Source organism: Hoyosella rhizosphaerae (assembly GCF_014643175.1).
In the GTDB taxonomy this organism is placed as follows: domain Bacteria; phylum Actinomycetota; class Actinomycetes; order Mycobacteriales; family Mycobacteriaceae; genus Lolliginicoccus; species Lolliginicoccus rhizosphaerae.
The window spans coordinates 715,097-732,945 of the sequence record NZ_BMJH01000002.1; the positions used below are offsets into that span (position 1 = coordinate 715,097).

The window sequence follows — 17,849 nt, forward strand, 5'->3', positions numbered from 1 at the left end:
TTTACTGGACAGCACGGCTTCCGCTAGGTGTGAACGGGGGCGTAAGCCATGCTTGAGCCTGTTTTCGGTCCGCAGAGGTGTTTCTGTCAGTCTTCGCCTCTACTCTGGTTGTCATGGCGTTCGCGACAGAACAACCAGATACCGATGTGCTCGCGCATTCTGAATACCGACCAATCAGCGAAGTGGAACGCACCTCCGGGGAATTCACCGTAGTCAGCGACCACGTCCCTGCTGGTGATCAACCAAAAGCGATTGCTGAGCTTGAACGGCGTTTGCACGCGGGGGAGAAGGACATCGTCCTTCTGGGTGCAACAGGTACAGGTAAGTCTGCGACAACGGCGTGGCTGATTGAGCGCGTTCAGCGTCCTACCTTGGTAATGGCTCCGAATAAGACCCTCGCCGCGCAGTTGGCTAACGAGTTGCGTGAGATGTTTCCCCACAACGCGGTTGAGTATTTTGTTTCGTACTACGACTACTACCAACCGGAAGCGTACATCGCTCAAACGGACACCTATATCGAGAAGGATTCGTCTATAAACGACGATGTCGAACGCCTTCGCCATCGAGCGACTTCAAGTTTGCTTTCGCGACGTGACGTCATCGTCGTATCGTCGGTGTCGTGCATTTACGGTCTTGGCACTCCCCAGTCGTATCTTGATCGGTCAATCGAGGTGCAGGTGGGGGAAGAGGTTTCGCGGGATCGACTTCTGCGCCTGCTAGTCGATATTCAATACACGAGAAATGATGTGGCATTCACGCGCGGCGCGTTCCGCGTGCGCGGCGATACCCTAGACATCATTCCCGCCTACGAGGAATTAGCCGTTCGGGTTGAATTCTTCGGCGATGAAATTGATTCGCTGTACTATATTCACCCACTTACTGGCGACATTGTCGAGCAAGTCGAATCGATTCGCATTTTCCCCGCAACACACTATGTCGCAGGTCCTGATCGTATGGACAAGGCAATTAAGGGGATCGAAGATGAACTTGAGAAGCGGCTAGCTGATCTGGAAAATCGCGGCAAACTCTTGGAGGCCCAACGGCTTCGCATGCGAACCTCATACGACATTGAAATGATTCGCCAGGTCGGTTTCTGTTCTGGTATCGAAAACTATTCTCGGCATATCGATGACCGGGCATCCGGCACGCCACCGGCGACGCTGCTGGACTACTTCCCGGATGATTTCCTTTTGGTGATCGACGAGTCGCACGTCACGGTGCCGCAGATTGGCGGTATGTATGAAGGGGACATGTCGCGAAAGAGGAACCTCGTTGACTTTGGATTTCGGCTGCCTTCAGCCCTCGATAATCGGCCTTTAACCTGGGAAGAGTTCGCATCACGCATTGGTCAAACGGTATACCTATCCGCGACGCCTGGGCGTTACGAATTGGGCAAGACTGGAGGCGAGTTTGTTGAGCAGGTCATTAGGCCCACTGGGCTAGTTGACCCACACGTTGTCGTTAAACCAACTAAAGGGCAAATTGACGACCTGGTACATGAGATCCGGTCACGCGTGGATCGCGATGAGCGAATTCTGGTAACAACGCTGACGAAGAAGATGGCGGAGGATCTCACAGATTACCTTTTGGAACTCGACATCAAAGTTCGGTATTTACACTCCGACATCGACACACTGCGTCGTGTTGAGCTTCTTAGACAATTGCGACTTGGCGACTACGACGTTCTCGTCGGTATCAACCTCCTGCGAGAGGGGTTGGACTTGCCCGAGGTGTCGTTGGTGGCGATTTTGGACGCCGACAAGGAAGGATTCCTCCGTAGCTCAACGAGTCTGATTCAAACCATTGGCCGTGCGGCACGAAATGTTTCCGGCGAAGTGCACATGTATGCAGATCGGGTGACGGATTCGATGCGGCACGCTATTGATGAAACTGAACGGCGCCGAGCAAAACAGATTGAATACAATGTTCAAAACGGAATTGAACCGGCACCGCTCCGCAGAAAAATTGCGGACATCCTTGATCAGGTCTACAAGGAAGCTGACGACACCGAGGCCGGAATTCGCTCAGGGCAGCGCAAAGGAAAGCGTGGAAGTGCCGACGCAAGTAATGCGCACTCATCAGGTGTGCGTGACGGGCACGATGTGGCGTCAATGCCGCGCGCGGAACTGGCCGACCTTATCTCCCAACTAACCGACCAAATGGTGTCTGCGGCGCGTGATCTCCACTTCGAATTGGCTGCAAGGCTTCGCGATGAGATTGCGGACCTGAAGAAGGAACTTCGCGGAATGGACGCGGCTGGGTTGTCATAGAAACCACATTTTTTGGGAGTATGTGATCAACAACGTGACAAACTTAGTGGCAGTTTCGACGATTCCGGCCGAAACTTACGTATGAACGTCCGTATTACCGCTAATGTCTCCGCTAGTAGTGTGTGAAACACGCTCTGCAACAGGATGCGTGTGAACTCCGAGCACAGGCAAGATCATGGGAGGAACGAATGACCGCCTACCGCACCATTGTCGTGGGTACTGATGGTTCTGAGTCATCACTGAAGGCTGTCGAGAAGGCGGGCTCACTCGCTGGCGACGAAAATGCCCGACTGGTGCTGGCTTGTGCCTACTACCCAACAGACCCCAAGGAACTCGGCGATGCAGCTGATGTTCTGAAAGAAGATGCCTATCAGATCACTGGTGCGGCGCCGACATATGAGATTCTGCGGTCCGCACGCGAGCGTGCATCTGCTGCAGGAGCAAAAAATGTCGTTGAGCGCGCTGTCGTTGGCGCACCAGTCGACTCGCTTCTTGCACTCGTAGAAGAAGTTGACGCAGACCTGTTGGTCGTGGGTAACCGCGGACTCAACACCCTCACGGGACGACTACTCGGATCGGTGCCGTCTGATGTTGCACGTAAGTCAGCGAGCGACGTACTGATTGTGCACACGACACGCTAAGACCTTCGAGCCACGGCATCGTTTGCTCCATCGCGACGGTTGCTGGCTTCTCGATCAAAACGCCTGAACCCCCGCTGTGAAACTAAATCACAGCGGGGGTTCAGTCATGCGGTGTGCGTCAGCAGAGTTCGGCAGTCGCGGCATCAACAAACCGCTGGGCAACCTCTGCGCTGTCGAGTTGAGCACCTGGCTGGCGTGACAGAAAAGCAGTCACAGTTTCAAGGTTGCGGAGGATATCCGACTCGTCGGTGCCCGCTTCGATTCGCGAACAGATTCCACGCCCAAGCTGGACTGCGGTTTCGCGCGACTGCATCGCAACCCCGTATTGGGACAATCCTGCTATGTACGCGTCTTCTTGTTCGGTCACCGATTCCGCAAGGGCATCGCCTTCAGCCTGGGGCGAGGCATCGCTAGTTGTGGGGGCCGAAGCGGCGTCGGCTGCTGATTCGGGACCGTCAGTGCCGTCACCAGTCGACCCGCCGCACGCTACTACGGCGGCAACACATACCGTCATAGCGCACAGTGACACCACACGTCGGGCGGTGGGCACCGACCTGCATCGACCCAATCTCATCATGATGCGTGCATCCGTTCCTTTTGAATTGCTCACACAAAGTGTGCAGCCCGAATGGTGCCGGGCAACGCATTATGTAAGGACAGGCGCGCTATCAGTGCTTGTTTGTTATGGATTCGAACCCTACCGGTAGGTCTGCGCAGTGCAGAACCGCAAGTCGCTGAGTTGCTCGAGTGATTGCAACATAGACATCACTCATTCCGCGCGGCGACTCGGCGACGATCTCAGCCGGTTCAACCAAGATCACATCGTCAAACTCAAGCCCTTTTGCGTCCACAATTTCGAGTACGGAAACTTGTGCATTATCGGCAAAGTGGATCGACAGGCTTGCGCACAACGAAGCAGGGACCAACACTGCGATCGTGCCGCCGCTTTCCCGCTCGGCCAACCATGCGGCAACAAGTTCGTTGACGCCGTCAACGAGCCGCGCTTGATCAAATCTCTGCGCGAACGGCACATACCCAGACTCGCGGATCGACCGTGGCGCTGAAGCATCCTCGTCGATACTGTGCAACACGTCTTTCGCTATCGCCATGATCTCGGCGGGGGTGCGGTAGTTGACGGTGAGTTCGTGCAGCTTCCACCGCTGCGCCACATAGGGTTCAAGCGCTCGCTTCCACGAACCTGATCCGGCAGCGCTGCCCGTTTGTGCTGGGTCACCAACGATGGTCATCCACCGATTCGGTACCCGGCGCATCAACATCCGCCATGCCATATCGGAGAGTTCTTGAGCTTCGTCGATGATGGCGTGGCCGTAGGTCCATTGCCGGTCAGCAGCGGCACGTTCTGCCGTGGTGCGATATTGGCGATGTTCCTGTCGAGCTGCGAGGGTCTCGGCATCAATTAGGTCGTACGCCATCAAGATTTCGGGATCGAGATCATCTTCAAGATCCTGTGGAGCCGATCCCGTGAGAATGTCCAAAGCCTCCTGGGCCTCGGCGATTTTTGCTTCCCACTGCCGCTGTGCTTCCTCGTCGTCGCCGTCGTTCTCGATTCCGATGAGTTCGGCAAGTTCGTCGAGCAAAGGGGCATCACTGTCGCTGAAGGGCGCACTGCGTGGGCGTTCCAGCGCTGCTCGTTGTTCCGGGGTTAATTGCCCCGCCGCAGGAAGGAGCCGTCCGGAATCGGCGAACAACTCAGTGAGTACATACTGTGGTGTCAGGATGGGCCACAGCGTTTCGAGGACACCCAGTACCTCAGGGTCGGCCGCAAGTTCGTCACGGATATCCGAAACATCGTCTGGGTTGAGTAGGGAATCCCCGCCTCTGATTCCCGAACTAACAGCTTCTCGGTATTGCTCGACCAGCAAATCTACGCAGGTGCTGATGAAAATCGGACGGGCTTTGTTGTGTGGCCGACGTGATGATCGAGCACGACCGCGAGCTCGCAAAGCCAACTTCTTGTCAACCTGGAGCGTGTAGGTGTCGAATGACACTTTCAGGGGTTCTTCAGGGAGCGTTTGCCATTCGCGAACAGCTTCTTTGAGTACTGCAACCATGTCGAGCGAACCCTTCACGACGGCAGTGGAATGCGAGTCGTGAGTGTGGGAGTTCACCCCAGGGTACAAATCGCCAATCGTCGAAAGCACAACCCCGGTTTCACCAAGCGACGGTAGAACGTGACTGATGTAGTCCAGGAAGGTTTCGTTCGGTCCAATGATGAGGACGCCGGACCGCTCAAGCTGCTCACGGAAGGTGTACAGAAGGAAAGCTGCGCGGTGGAGGGCTACGGCAGTTTTTCCTGTACCCGGACCGCCCTGAACAACAAGTACACCTTTGTGCTCAGAACGAATGATTCCGTCCTGTTCGCTCTGAATTGTCGAAACAATGTCCGTCATGTGCCCTGTCCGTGCGGCACTGATCGCTTCAAGCAACGCTTCTTCGCCAGCAACACCGCCGATACTGGCCTCTATGTCGGACTCGGCGAGATTGAAGTGTTTGACAGCATCGGGGTCGAGGTATTCGTCGTTGAGTGCACGCACGGTTCTGCCCCGCGTGCGAATGTGGCGTCGGCGCGCGACCCCGTCGGGAGATGCCGGTGTCGCGAGATAAAACGGTCGAGCGAGACGTGCCCGCCAGTCCAGCAGTAGGGGATCTAGGTCGCTGTCGTCATCCCAGATTCCTAAACGACCGATGTAGAGTGCGTCGCCTTCGAGTGTGTCGATCCGACCGAAGCAAAGCCCGTTCTCCGCAGCTATGTATTTCGCAAGTCTTTCTGTGTACAGCGCGTTATAGGACTCGCGTTCAAAAAGCTCTTGGGGGTTCTCTTCCTTGTCGCGTAGAACATCACGCAAGCGTTGACGCGTGGTGGTGCTGAGGGTGTCCAATCGACCGTACAACATCGAGACGTACTGCTGTTCGCGATCGATTTCGTGCTGATCCACCCAGTCTCCTTTAGCTTCGCATAGTCCACTTTTCCGAGTGCGGATTGGAAGTCGCGGCAATGCCGTGGCTCCTGGTTCTCACCTCTGGAAGTGGAATGGGCCCAGCAGATGCTGAGCCCACCACCTTATCTCACAAGTGATACGTTGCTACTTTTTACTGTTTTGGCGCACCTTGGCGGTGAGATTTCGCCGAGGAAAGGTCAGCGATTCTTGACGCGTGCCCTAAGTTCTGCGGCGTTTTCTTTAGCGAGGTCCGCTGTGCGTGCGGCGACTTCGGACGACCTGTTCGCAGCGGTATGGGCAACTTTGCTGCCTTGCTTTGCCGCCGTGTGGTAGAGATCCGCCGTACGGTCTGCAGCAGTTTCGTAGATTTCGGGGAATCGTTCCGAGGCTGTCTCGTACAAGTCGTGGGTCCGGTTTGCTGCGGTTTCGTACCATTTGGAGGTGCGCTTCGCTGCCGCATCAAACCAGTCGGAACTGACATCTGCGGCTTCGTCGGCCGCTTCTTTTGTGCGTTCAGCCACAGTGCTCCAGCTGTCGGCCAACTTGTCCTTGGTGGTTGCGCCGGATGCGGCTGCTGCTGCACCGGCGAACGGAAGCGCAGCTGAGACAGTGTCGCTGGCTCGGCTTGCGGCGCGTCGTGCCCGCCACCCCAGCGATGGTTTGCCTTCAGTGTCGGCAGCAGCGATGAGTAGTCCGCCCAGGAGCCCAACATTCTTGAGGAAATGCGCCCGCTGCTGAGCGCGGGCTGCCGCGTCGGTTTCTGCCCAAAATGGGTGCTGAACGATGGTGCTCGGTATCAAGCTCCCCGCCAATACTCCGGAAGCGAGTCGAGGTGCGCGACCTGAGGCGAGAAGGGCGCCAGCGCCGATCTGGACTGCCGCGTTGATGCGAGTGATGGTCACCGGGTCTTGCGGAAGGTTTCGGGTGGCCTCAGCGGGAAGTGAGCCGTGCGCGTACTCGATGAAGGGCGCCGCCCGGTCTGCAACCTCGTTGGGATTGCGGAGCGTGCTAATGCCGGTAGCGACGAACACTCCGGCAAGCATGGGGCGCGCAATTCTCCGAAGAATCATTGTTGACCTTTCCCTGTGTGATGAACGTGTCACCTGTTCGCCCCGACCTCGTGGGCAAGGTGATCATGATTGCTGATACCCACATTAGACGCACGTAAAACAAAATATTCAGGCCATTTGATAGAAATCTGACTATTCATGACATATCAGGCAAAGAGATTAAGCATTTTCTCAGAATTGCAATTTTGTTTGTTGCGCCTACCACCCACGTTCACGCCAGTCTCCGAGTTGTGGGCGTTGTGCGCCTATGGTTGTGTCCGCGCCGTGGCCGGGATAGACATGGGCGCTGTCGGGATACTGGGCAAACAGTTTGGTGGTGACATCGTCGTACAGGGTCGAGAAGTCGTGTGAGTTTGCGGTCTTTCCTAATCCTCCGGGGAACAAGTTGTCAGCGGTGAAAAGGTGCATTTGGTCGCCAGTGTCGAGCGTCAATGCGATTGACCCAGGCGTGTGACCGCGCAAGTGATGGACAGTGAAAACCAATTCGCCAATGGAGATGACATCGCCATCTGACAGTGCTCGATCTGGTGCGACGGGTAAGGCCGGGGCGTCTATTTCGTGTGCTGCGGTGCGGACGCCGGTGGCAGCGGCGACTGATTCGAGTGCTTGCCAGTGGTCGCGGTGCCTATGGGTGGTAACGATGAGGGACAGATTGGGGGCGTGATTGCTGACCAGGTTAAGAATTCGATCAGCCTCGTTCGCAGCATCAATGAGTAGTGCTTGACCTGTCACGCGGCATACAACAAGGTATACGTTGTTGTTCATCGGACCAACGGCAAGTTTGTAGATGTCCGCGGCGCGAGTGGTGCGTTTCTGGGCCGGTCCGCCGACGGTGGGTTCGCCTGTGTAGTCGTCGGTTACAACGACATGATTGGGGCCCCTGGTGTGGTCGCTTTTCGAGCTTTCGGCTGACATGACAACAACGGTACCGGCTCAACTCACCGATGCAATATGCGGTGTGAACTGAGGAAACGGAAACTTGTCAGGTATCGCACGTAGCATGTAGTTCGTCTATACCGGCGTGCTGAAAAGTTGTGTTAATGCGCGTGTGTTGTGGGGGCGTGTGATCACAAAATGTTGGCGGAAGGAAAGCTGTGGCGGATCGGTTGATTGTGCGCGGGGCGCGAGAGCACAACCTTCGGGGAGTGGACGTCGACCTACCGCGTGACAGCCTCATAGTGTTTACCGGCCTGTCTGGGTCCGGCAAATCAAGCTTGGCCTTCGACACGATCTTTGCGGAGGGGCAGCGGCGTTACGTTGAATCGCTGTCCGCGTATGCCCGGCAGTTCTTGGGGCAGATGGACAAGCCTGACGTGGACTTCATCGAAGGTTTGTCCCCTGCGGTGTCAATTGACCAGAAGTCCACGAACCGCAACCCGCGGTCAACCGTCGGCACCATAACTGAGGTGTACGACTATTTGCGTTTGCTGTACGCCCGCGCCGGGACCCCCCATTGCCCTGTGTGCGACGAAAAGATCTCCAAACAAACGCCGCAGCAAATTGTGGATCAGGTGCTTGAAATGGAGGCTGGAACCCGGTTTCAAGTATTGGCTCCGGTGGTGAGAACCAGGAAGGGTGAATTTGTTGACCTTTTTGCCCAACTAAGTTCGCAAGGATTCTCACGCGTTCGCGTCGATGGTGCTGTCCATAATATTGCGTCGCCGCCAACTCTAAAGAAGCAAGAAAAACATGACATTGATGTCATCGTTGACCGCCTAGTGGTCAAACCAAATGCGAAGCAGCGTCTCACCGATTCCGTCGAAACAGCGCTGCGATTGGCGGACGGTATTGTCGTTCTTGATTTCGTTGATGTACCTGAGGACTCCCCAGAACGTGAACGCCGATTCTCCGAGAATCTCGCGTGCCCCAACGGTCATGCGCTGGCTATTGATGATCTTGAACCGCGATCGTTCTCATTTAACTCGCCCTACGGCGCGTGCCCTGAATGCCACGGGCTTGGAATCCGCAAGGAAGTAGACCCGGAACTAGTAGTGCCCGACCCTGAGAAGTCCTTGGCCGAGGGCGCAATCGCACCGTGGTCGAGCGGGCAGACTGCGGAGTACTTCCAGCGCCTTCTGCAGGGTTTGGCAGACGGGGCGGGATTTTCGCTCGATACTCCGTGGGAGAAGCTTCCGCAAAAGGCGCGTAAGGCTGTCCTGGAAGGTTCTTCGCAGCAGGTACATGTGACATACACAAATAGGTACGGGCGAAAGCGGTCCTATTACGCAGAATTTGAAGGGGTCATGCCGTTCCTGAAGCGACGGCTTGATCAAACTGAATCCGATCAAATGAAGGATCGATACGAAGGGTTCATGCGCGATACCCCGTGCCCGGCGTGTAACGGCACACGGTTGAAGCCTGAGATCCTGTCGGTACGGATCATCGGTGGTGACAATGCCGCTCGGTCCATCGCCGAGGTGTGCGAGTTGTCCATCGCGGAGTGCGCAAAATTCTTGACGGATTTGCAGTTGGGTGCGCGCGAAGCAGCAATTGCTGGGCGGGTCCTTAAAGAGATCCAGGCACGTCTTGGATTCCTGCTCGACGTGGGCCTTGATTACTTGTCGCTCGATCGCGCGGCAGGAACTCTCTCCGGCGGTGAAGCTCAACGCATTCGTCTCGCTACCCAGATCGGGGCCGGGCTAGTTGGCGTCCTGTACGTGCTCGATGAGCCGTCTATCGGACTTCATCAGCGTGACAATCACCGTCTCATCGGTACGCTCACGCGCTTGCGAGATCTTGGAAACACCCTGATTGTTGTCGAGCACGATGAGGACACGATCAGGGCTTCTGATTGGGTTGTCGACATTGGCCCGCGTGCGGGGGAGCACGGTGGTCATGTCGTGCACAGTGGTCCTTTCGGTGACCTTCTGACTAATGAGGCCTCGATAACGGGAGCGTACCTAGCTGGTAGGTCCTTCATCGAAACACCGATGGTGCGCCGACCGATTGACGTCAAGCGGCAAATCGCTGTCGTCGGGGCGAAGGAGCACAACCTCAAGGGCATCAGCGTGAGTTTCCCGCTGGGCGCTTTGATCGCGGTGACAGGAGTGTCCGGGTCCGGCAAGTCCACTCTAGTAAACGAAATTCTCGCCAAAGCATTAGCGAATAAGCTCAATGGTGCCCGGTCTGTTCCTGGTCGGCACCTGCGAATCAACGGAATTGATCATCTCGACAAGTTAGTGCAGGTGGATCAGTCGCCTATTGGCCGCACACCGAGATCAAACCCGGCCACGTATACGGGTGTTTTCGACAAGATTCGTACCTTGTTCGCAGCGACAACTGAAGCGAAGGTTCGTGGTTACCAACCCGGACGATTTTCGTTCAACGTCAAGGGCGGACGGTGTGAAGCGTGCACAGGCGACGGCACTATCAAGATTGAAATGAACTTCTTGCCCGATGTTTATGTTCCGTGCGAGGTGTGCCACGGGGCGCGGTACAACCGAGAAACACTCGAAGTCCATTACAAAGGTAAAAACATTGCCGAAGTGCTCGATATGCCAATCGAAGAAGCAGCCGAGTTTTTTGAGCCGATAACGTCAATTCATCGGTATCTCAAGACTTTGGTGGAAGTCGGTTTGGGGTATGTCCGGCTCGGGCAGTCAGCGCCCACGCTATCGGGTGGTGAAGCGCAACGTGTAAAGCTCGCTGCTGAGTTACAGAAGCGGTCCACAGGTCGAACGATCTATGTCCTCGATGAGCCGACCACAGGTCTGCATTTCGAAGACATCCGTAAACTACTTAAGGTCATCAACGGACTGGTCGACAAGGGCAATACGGTCATCGTGATCGAACACAATCTCGACGTCATCAAGACGGCGGACTGGATCATCGATATGGGTCCCGAGGGCGGATCGGGCGGCGGCACCGTTGTAGCCGAAGGCACACCTGAAGAAGTGGCAGCTGTGGAGCACAGCCACACCGCCGTCTTTCTGCGACAGGCACTCGATCATGCCGCAGAAAGACGCCAGGGTGGTGATCTTCAGCTCAACGTCAGCGAAGAACTAGCTGGAACTGCGAGCTGAAACTGCCGTCTACTTAGCAGTGCTCCCTAGTAGACGGGGCCTGTGTATTTCTCGCCAGGTCCTTGGCCTGGCTCGTCAGGATAGGCGGAGTTCTCGCGAAATGCCCTCTGCAAAGCTTGTAGGCCGTCCTTAAGCGGGCCAGCGTGGGGTCCGAGGAACTCTCCAGATGCTGTAATGAGGCCGGCGAGTGCAGTGATGATGCGGCGGGCTTCATCAAGATCAAGGTGGGCGCTGCTCATCGGATCTGCTTCGGATAGTCCGAGCTTCTCGGCCGCTGAACTCATCAACATGACTGCTGCCCGCGAGATAACCTCGATCGCTGGTATCTCAGCAAGTTCACGAATGGGGAGTGCGGATTCGTCGTCGATTGATTGATTGGTGGTATTGACGCGGTGCACTTTGCCGTCGTCGAGTGGGGCATCGCTACTTGGGCTAGCCGTCTGGTATGAATCATCTGCCATGCCTGGTACGATGTCATACGCGACTGCCCCCGAACCGATTGGGGGCACCAAGTGGAGCCCAGCTCCCACCACTGCGCTATCTGAGGCTAACGCCTCAACGGTTGTAGTGGTCCGGTTAGTTCCGCAGCGCAAGTCTGTGGAAGTTCAGCTGCAAGGCTGAGTGGTGCGCTACCGCGTAGTGCGCTTAACCGGTCGACAATGGGCCCCACGCAGAATTTCTGCGGCGGGGTTTTTCTTGTTGAGGTGTGTCGGGATGCACTGGTCACGCAGTAGAACTTTGACCTAGGAGGCCCCATCAGCACCGAGACCCGCATCAATGACCGCATCCGCGTTCCCGAGGTTCGCCTCGTAGGCCCCAACGGGGAACAGGTAGGAATCGTGCGGATTGAGGATGCTCTGCGCCTTGCGATCGACGCTGACATGGACCTCGTCGAAGTTGCCCCTGAGGCACGCCCTCCAGTGTGCAAGATCATGGATTACGGCAAGTTCAAATACGAGGCAGCGCAGAAGGCTCGTGAATCTCGCCGCAACCAGCAGCAGACGGTCATCAAAGAACAGAAGCTTCGGCCCAAGATTGACGACCATGACTACGAGACCAAGAAGCGAAATGTCGAACGCTTCCTAGACTCAGGAAACAAGGTCAAGGTCACCATCATGTTCCGTGGACGTGAGCAATCACGCCCTGAACTCGGCTTCCGCCTGCTTCAACGACTGGCCTCTGATGTTGCTGAACTCGGGTTCATCGAGACCAACGCCCGCCAGGACGGTCGAAACATGACCATGGTGCTCGCTCCGCACCGTGGACAGAAAACACGTGTCAAGGCACAACAGACGCCAACTCGCGCAGAACGCGATAGTGCAGCTGCGAGCGAACCGGCTAGTGAAACTGAAGCGCCGCAAGCGGGCTGAACAAACCAATCGGTGACACCCCTGGCCCTCGTGCTAGGCGTCGGCGTTTGAACTTGGACAAGCCAGCGTGGTTCAGGTCTGCTTCCTCAATGGAAGTGGATTGACCGCACACGAGAGGCAGCGAGAGAAGTTGCAAGAAAACTGCACGCTTTCGTTGAACAACAACTAGAACTGAGGACCCCATGCCTAAGAACAAGACCCACAGTGGTGCCAAGAAGCGCTTCAAGGTAACGGGTAGCGGCAAACTCCTTCGTGAGCAAGCAAACCGTCGCCACCTACTCGTGCACAAGTCGAGCGACCGCACCCGTCGTCTTGAGGGTACAACCGAGGTCGCTAAGGCTGATGTCCCGCGCATGAAGCGGATGCTCGGCCTCTGACATGGCCCGGGATGTGAATCCCGATTTGGCACGCACGAAAATTTTTGACCAGCAGGGTCTGTATCTGACCCCCAACTTGTGACAGGACTACCACAGTGGCACGCGTGAAAAGAGCGGTTAACGCTCACAAAAAGCGCCGGACGATTCTTGAAGGTGCAAAGGGCTACCGCGGACAGCGGTCACGCCTGTACCGCAAGGCCAAGGAGCAGATGCTCCACTCGATGACGTACTCCTACCGGGACCGTCGCGCCCGCAAGGGTGACTTCCGCAAGCTGTGGATCACGCGTATCAACGCTGCAGCTCGGATGAACGACATCACCTACAACCGCTTCGTGCAGGGCCTTAAGCTCGCCGGAGTGGAAGTTGACCGCAAGATCCTCGCTGAGATTGCAGTGTCAGATCCCGAGGCATTTGCCGCGCTAGTGGCAACCGCAAAGGCAGCGCTTCCCACAGATGTCAACGCGCCTGCTGAGGATGCAGCCTGAGCGTGATTGGTGATTCGCCCACACGACCCGTGGTTCCGATGTCAGATCGGAATCCGCGGGTCGTGTCTGCGTTGAAGCTGACTAAGGCATCGGAACGGCGAAGCGTCGGCCGGTTTCTTGCTGAAGGAATCAACGCAATTGTCGCCGCCACTCCGACTGGGCTAGTCGAGGAAGTGTTCGTGACGCAGGAAGCGTTGGCGCGAAATCCTGAAGTGATAGATGCACTTCCGGATTCCGTTCCGGTGTATTGCGTCTCGGCACGTGCGGTCAAGGGAATGTCCGAGACCGTGACACCGCAGGGCATAGTTGCGGTATGCAGCAACAGCGAACTTGAATTGCGCACGGTCTTAGCTGAACTCCCTGACCGTGCGATTGTTGCTGTCCTAGTGGACGTCAATGAGCCGGGGAACGCGGGCGCCATCATGCGTGTCGCTGACGCAGCTGGCGCTGGTGCCGTTGTGTTGGCTGGAGATTCGGTCGATCCCACGAACGGCAAAGCTATTCGTGCGTCGGCGGGCAGCTTCTTTCACCTGCCTGTCGTGCGCCACAGAAGCACGACAGACCTGTTAGCAGAATTAGCTGATGCAGGCTTTTGGACGTGTGCTACGTCGGCACGAGGTGAGCATTCGTTGGTCAACCTGCACGAGGCCATCAATGACAAACCTCGAGTGGCTTGGCTGTTCGGCAACGAAGCGCACGGGCTTCACGATGATGTCATCGAATCCGCGAACACCTCGGTGAACATCCCGATTTTTGGTCGAGCGGAAAGCTTAAACCTCGCCACCGCTGCGGCGCTGTGTCTGTACGAGAGTGCCAGGGTTGTGCGCGGACTTAACTCCCACGGTAGCGGCACCGTGTGAGCTGTATGTGTGAAATAGGGCGGCGTCGCATAACATCAGCAAGGCATAAATGCATCGCAGGTACATCGAGCGAGGAGTGAAGCTGATCGTGGCGGAGAACAAGGCTCAGCACAACGCACCTGGGGTCGGCGATGGCGACCCGCAGCACATGCTCAGTGAGGAAACCCTCGCCGAAGCTGTAGCCGGTGCGGTGTCCGCGTTTGCCGCAGCAGTTGATCTGGACGACCTCGCCGTCGCCAAGACCCATCATCTGGGTGATCGTTCACCGATCGCGCTCGCGCGACGCGCGCTGGGTGCATTGCCGAAGACCGAACGAGCCGACGCTGGAAAGCGCGTGAACGTCTACCGCGGGCAGGCGCAGCAGGCATTCGACGAACGCAGCGCGGTGCTCCACGCCGAGCGCGATGCCGCTGTTCTGGTGGCGGAGACGATTGACGTCACACTTCCTGCGGATCGGTCTCCACGCGGTGCCCGCCATCCCATCACCGTCATCGCGGAACAGATCGCGGACGTTTTTGTGGCGATGGGCTGGGAGGTCGCTGAGGGACCTGAAGTCGAGACTGAGCACGCAAACTTCGATGCCCTGAACTTCTTGCCAGATCACCCAGCACGGACGATGCAAGACACCTTCCATATCGCTCCTGAAGGATCGCGTCAGGTGTTGCGCACTCATACGTCGCCGGTGCAGGTGCGAAGCATGTTGACGCGCGACGTTCCCATTTACGTTGTCTGCCCGGGGCGCACTTTTCGTACGGACGAACTGGACGCGACGCATACCCCGGTGTTCTCTCAGGTCGAAGGCCTCGCTGTGGACCGTGGACTAACAATGGCAAACCTCAAAGGCACGCTCGATGCGCTTGCGCGGGCATTGTTCGGGCCTGAGGCAAAGACTCGCATGCGCGCCAACTACTTTCCCTTCACTGAACCGTCCGCCGAGGTGGACGTGTGGTTTGACCGCAAAAAGGGTGGTGCAGGCTGGGTCGAGTGGGGCGGATGCGGCATGGTTCATCCGAACGTACTGCGTGCGAGCGGAATAGATCCTGAGGTTTACTCGGGCTTCGCCTTCGGGATGGGGCTCGAACGTACCTTGCAGTTCCGCAATGGGATCCCAGATATGCGCGACATCGTCGAAGGCGACATTCGGTTTACGATGCCGTTTGGCGTGCAGGGCTAGTTTTCGGCATTGAAAGTGACCTTAGTTTTTCCTGACATCTTGAATCTTCTTTGACCCGAGGAAGCGAGCACCCGTGCGAGTTGCACAATCCTGGCTGACAGAAATCATTCAACGCGCCAACCCCGGTTGGGAGGTGACCCCTGCAGAGTTGGACGCGGGTTTCGTGAATGTTGGTCTCGAAGTTGAAGAAGTGGTTCAGCCGGGTCCAGTGACGGGGCCGCTCGTTGTCGCGCGCGTCAGCACGATTGAGGAACTCACTGAGTTCAAGAAACCTATCCGGTTTTGCACCGTGGACACGGGTGAAGATGCGCCACGCGACATCGTGTGTGGTGCGCAGAACTTCTCTGTGGGTGACCTCGTCGTCGTAGCGCTGCCCGGAGCTGTGCTGCCTGGGGACTTTGCGATTGCGACAAGGAAAACGTATGGGCGCACCTCAGACGGAATGATCTGTTCCGCGAAAGAACTCGGTCTCGGTCGTGACCACGCGGGAATTCTGGTGCTGCCTGTTGGTACGGCAGCCCCCGGTGATGATGCGCATAAGGTTCTTGGGCTGTCAGACAGCGTGATCGAACTTGCTGTTACGCCTGACCGCGGGTACTGCCTGTCAGTTCGAGGCCTCACACGTGAGTTGTGCTGCGGGTTCGGTTTACTGTTCGCTGATCCGGCGCACGTTCCAGTACATGGTGTGGAGCGTCCGACGTGGGGTGTGAGCGTGGAACCGGATGCGGGAGCGCAGCGGTTCGCATTGCGCCGCGTCACAGGGGTTGATACGCAGGCAGTTACACCTTGGTGGATGCAGCGCCGTCTCCTCCTGTCAGGCATCCGTCCAATCTCGCCGGCTGTCGATGTGACCAATTACGTCCTGCTCGAATTAGGGCAGCCGATGCACGCTTTTGATGCCAGCAAGGTGTCCGGTGACCTGGTGGTGCGACGTGCGAAGCGCGGCGAGAAGCTGGTCACCCTCGATGATGTGACGAGGGAGCTAGACCCTGAGGACGTTGTCATCGCTGACGACAGTGGCCCGTTGTCGCTTGCCGGTGTGATGGGTGGGGCTAGCACCGAGGTCGGTGACGCGACCACGGAGGTGCTCCTCGAGGCGGCGTGTTGGAACCCGCTGCTGGTTTTCCGCACGTCTCGGCGTCACAAGTTGTCGAGTGAGTCGAGCCGCCGTTTTGAACGAGCAGTCGACCCGGCGTTGACCGTTGCGGCTTTGGATCGCGCCGCAGAATTGCTTGCTGAGATTACTGGTGGTGTAGTCGAGTCTGAGTTGACCGATGTCGGTATGGTCCCGGAACGAGCCGCAATCAAGATGCCGGTAGATCTCCCGGACCGCATTGCAGGGGTGACGTATGAGGCTGGGGCAGCGCGCTTTCGTCTGGAACAAATTGGCGCTTCAGTACTCGAGGAAGACGAGGACGGCGAACAGTTCCTTGTCGTGACTCCGCCGAGTTGGCGCCCTGACCTTGGCGTGCCGGCGGACCTGGTCGAGGAAGTTTTGCGCCTGGAAGGACTCGACGTAATCCCGTCGGTCCTTCCGGCGGCTCCGGCCGGTCGCGGTTTAACGGCGCTGCAACTCCGTCGACGATCGGTGAGCAAAGCGTTGGCACATCACGGGTGTGTTGAGGTACAACCGTCGCCCTTTATTTCACCTGGTGTGTTTGATCAGTGGGGACTCGACGACACGGATGCCCGGCGCAAAACGGTTCGGGTTTTGAATCCACTCGATAGCGAGCGTGCAAGCTTGGCGACGACACTGTTGCCTGGATTGTTGGACGTGGTAGCGCGGAATGTGTCACGTGGTCAACGCGATCTGGCCCTGTATGCAATAGGGCAGGTAGTGCTTCCGCAGGACAACACTCGACCGGTGCCGATGTTGCCTGTCGACCGGCGCCCATCTGATGAGCAGCTTGAGGAACTTTTTGGTTCACTGCCGGACCAACCTGTCCGGGTGGGCGTGATCTTGACGGGTCTGCGGGAACCGACCGGGCCCTGGGGGCGGGGGCGAGTAGCCGAGGCAAGTGATGCGTTTGCTGCTGCAGAAGCAATTGCCGATGCTGCGGGTGTGGTGTTGCAGAGGCATGCCGGGAATTTGTTGCCGTGGCATCCGGGCAGGTGCGCTGAGCTAGTCGTCGATGGTGTGGTTGTTGGGCATGCAGGGGAGTTGCATCCTGCTGTTGTTGAGGCGATGCATTTGCCGCCGCGTGCGTGTGCCGTCGAAATGGAACTTGATGGCTTGCCTATCGTAGAGAATCTGCCTGCGCCGGAGTTGTCTGTTTTCCCGGCGGTGCACCAGGACGTGGCGGTGGTTGTGGACGATTCAGTCCCGGCGGCTGACGTTGAGAACTCTTTGCGGGCAGGTGCCGGGTCGCTCCTTGAAGAGATCCGTCTATTCGATGTTTTCTCGGGCACCCAATTGGGCGAAGGGAAAAAGTCTTTGGCGTACTCCTTGCGGTTCCGGGCGTCGGATCGCACGTTGACTGAGGACGAAGCCACGGCTGCACGGGATGCGGCTGTTGACCGTGCCCATCAGGACCTTGGGGCGCACCTGCGGTAGGAAGTCTGCAGCTAGCGCAGCGAATCGCGAGGCACCGTGATCGTCGTGGACGTATCCTGAGAGTTG

The 17,849-nt window shown here is 57.3% G+C and carries 14 protein-coding genes; 9 read left to right on the plus strand and 5 right to left on the minus strand.

Annotation, left to right across the window (positions count from 1 at the left end; all coding sequences use genetic code 11):
- Positions 1–113: 113 nt before the first annotated feature.
- Both uvrB and IEW73_RS11600 read left to right on the plus strand, forming a co-directional pair.
- On the plus strand, positions 114–2,270 hold the full coding sequence (uvrB, locus tag IEW73_RS11595; RefSeq protein WP_188674833.1) for an excinuclease ABC subunit UvrB: 2,157 nt from the start codon (positions 114–116) through the stop codon (positions 2,268–2,270).
- 188 nt (positions 2,271–2,458) lie between these two features.
- Complete coding sequence (locus IEW73_RS11600) at positions 2,459–2,911, plus strand: universal stress protein (protein WP_188674835.1); 453 nt, start codon at positions 2,459–2,461, stop codon at positions 2,909–2,911.
- A 118-nt stretch (positions 2,912–3,029) separates the two neighbouring features.
- On the opposite strand, the gene IEW73_RS11605 is transcribed toward IEW73_RS11600, so the two are convergent.
- The 4 genes from IEW73_RS11605 to IEW73_RS11620 form a co-directional block, all read right to left on the minus strand.
- Positions 3,030–3,425: a DUF732 domain-containing protein gene (locus IEW73_RS11605; protein ID WP_188674837.1), complete on the minus strand. Its 396-nt coding sequence runs from the start codon at positions 3,423–3,425 to the stop codon at positions 3,030–3,032.
- Positions 3,426–3,579: 154 nt separating this feature from the next.
- Positions 3,580–5,868, minus strand: coding sequence for a HelD family protein (locus tag IEW73_RS11610; protein WP_504739197.1), 2,289 nt, complete (start codon positions 5,866–5,868; stop codon positions 3,580–3,582).
- Between the two features lie 200 nt (positions 5,869–6,068).
- Positions 6,069–6,941: a DoxX family protein gene (locus IEW73_RS11615; RefSeq protein WP_188674839.1), complete on the minus strand. Its 873-nt coding sequence runs from the start codon at positions 6,939–6,941 to the stop codon at positions 6,069–6,071.
- Between the two features lie 198 nt (positions 6,942–7,139).
- Positions 7,140–7,856, minus strand: a complete 717-nt coding sequence (locus IEW73_RS11620) for an MBL fold metallo-hydrolase (protein WP_188674840.1) — start codon at positions 7,854–7,856, stop codon at positions 7,140–7,142.
- Between the two features lie 179 nt (positions 7,857–8,035).
- On the opposite strand from IEW73_RS11620, the gene uvrA reads away from it, so the two are divergent.
- Positions 8,036–10,963, plus strand: a complete 2,928-nt coding sequence (gene uvrA / locus IEW73_RS11625; RefSeq protein WP_188674843.1) for an excinuclease ABC subunit UvrA — start codon at positions 8,036–8,038, stop codon at positions 10,961–10,963.
- 26 nt (positions 10,964–10,989) lie between these two features.
- Here the strand turns inward: uvrA and IEW73_RS11630 are convergent, their stop codons facing one another.
- Positions 10,990–11,424 (minus strand): DUF1844 domain-containing protein, encoded by a 435-nt coding sequence (locus tag IEW73_RS11630; RefSeq protein ID WP_229675940.1) that lies wholly within the window; start codon positions 11,422–11,424, stop codon positions 10,990–10,992.
- Between the two features lie 294 nt (positions 11,425–11,718).
- Between IEW73_RS11630 and infC the strand changes: the two genes are divergently transcribed.
- The 6 genes from infC (at position 11,719) to pheT (ending at position 17,783) form a co-directional block, all read left to right on the plus strand.
- The gene (infC, locus tag IEW73_RS11635; protein ID WP_188675180.1) at positions 11,719–12,333 is read left to right on the plus strand and encodes a translation initiation factor IF-3; all 615 of its coding nucleotides are present in this window, start codon (positions 11,719–11,721) and stop codon (positions 12,331–12,333) included.
- A 182-nt stretch (positions 12,334–12,515) separates the two neighbouring features.
- Positions 12,516–12,710 (plus strand): 50S ribosomal protein L35, encoded by a 195-nt coding sequence (gene rpmI, locus IEW73_RS11640; protein WP_188674846.1) that lies wholly within the window; start codon positions 12,516–12,518, stop codon positions 12,708–12,710.
- Between the two features lie 95 nt (positions 12,711–12,805).
- Positions 12,806–13,195: a 50S ribosomal protein L20 gene (gene rplT, locus IEW73_RS11645; RefSeq protein WP_188674849.1), complete on the plus strand. Its 390-nt coding sequence runs from the start codon at positions 12,806–12,808 to the stop codon at positions 13,193–13,195.
- A 38-nt stretch (positions 13,196–13,233) separates the two neighbouring features.
- Positions 13,234–14,055, plus strand: a complete 822-nt coding sequence (locus IEW73_RS11650) for a TrmH family RNA methyltransferase (protein WP_241012225.1) — start codon at positions 13,234–13,236, stop codon at positions 14,053–14,055.
- A 148-nt stretch (positions 14,056–14,203) separates the two neighbouring features.
- The gene (gene pheS / locus IEW73_RS11655; protein WP_188675187.1) at positions 14,204–15,229 is read left to right on the plus strand and encodes a phenylalanine--tRNA ligase subunit alpha; all 1,026 of its coding nucleotides are present in this window, start codon (positions 14,204–14,206) and stop codon (positions 15,227–15,229) included.
- Between the two features lie 73 nt (positions 15,230–15,302).
- Positions 15,303–17,783 (plus strand): phenylalanine--tRNA ligase subunit beta, encoded by a 2,481-nt coding sequence (gene pheT / locus IEW73_RS11660; protein WP_188674852.1) that lies wholly within the window; start codon positions 15,303–15,305, stop codon positions 17,781–17,783.
- The last annotated feature ends 66 nt before the right edge of the window (positions 17,784–17,849 follow it).

Excerpts from the sequence above, each read along its gene's own strand:
- IEW73_RS11615 (WP_188674839.1), bottom strand. The coding sequence starts at position 6,941 with ATGATTCTTCGGAGAATTGCGCGCCCCATGCTTGCCGGAGTGTTCGTC.
- IEW73_RS11620 (WP_188674840.1), bottom strand. The coding sequence starts at position 7,856 with ATGTCAGCCGAAAGCTCGAAAAGCGACCACACCAGGGGCCCCAATCAT.
- IEW73_RS11630 (WP_229675940.1), bottom strand. The coding sequence starts at position 11,424 with ATGGCAGATGATTCATACCAGACGGCTAGCCCAAGTAGCGATGCCCCA.
- pheS (WP_188675187.1), top strand. The coding sequence starts at position 14,204 with ATGCTCAGTGAGGAAACCCTCGCCGAAGCTGTAGCCGGTGCGGTGTCC.
- IEW73_RS11600 (WP_188674835.1), top strand. The coding sequence starts at position 2,459 with ATGACCGCCTACCGCACCATTGTCGTGGGTACTGATGGTTCTGAGTCA.
- uvrB (WP_188674833.1), top strand. The coding sequence starts at position 114 with ATGGCGTTCGCGACAGAACAACCAGATACCGATGTGCTCGCGCATTCT.
- rpmI (WP_188674846.1), top strand. The coding sequence starts at position 12,516 with ATGCCTAAGAACAAGACCCACAGTGGTGCCAAGAAGCGCTTCAAGGTA.
- IEW73_RS11650 (WP_241012225.1), top strand. The coding sequence starts at position 13,234 with ATGTCAGATCGGAATCCGCGGGTCGTGTCTGCGTTGAAGCTGACTAAG.
- IEW73_RS11605 (WP_188674837.1), bottom strand. The coding sequence starts at position 3,425 with ATGACGGTATGTGTTGCCGCCGTAGTAGCGTGCGGCGGGTCGACTGGT.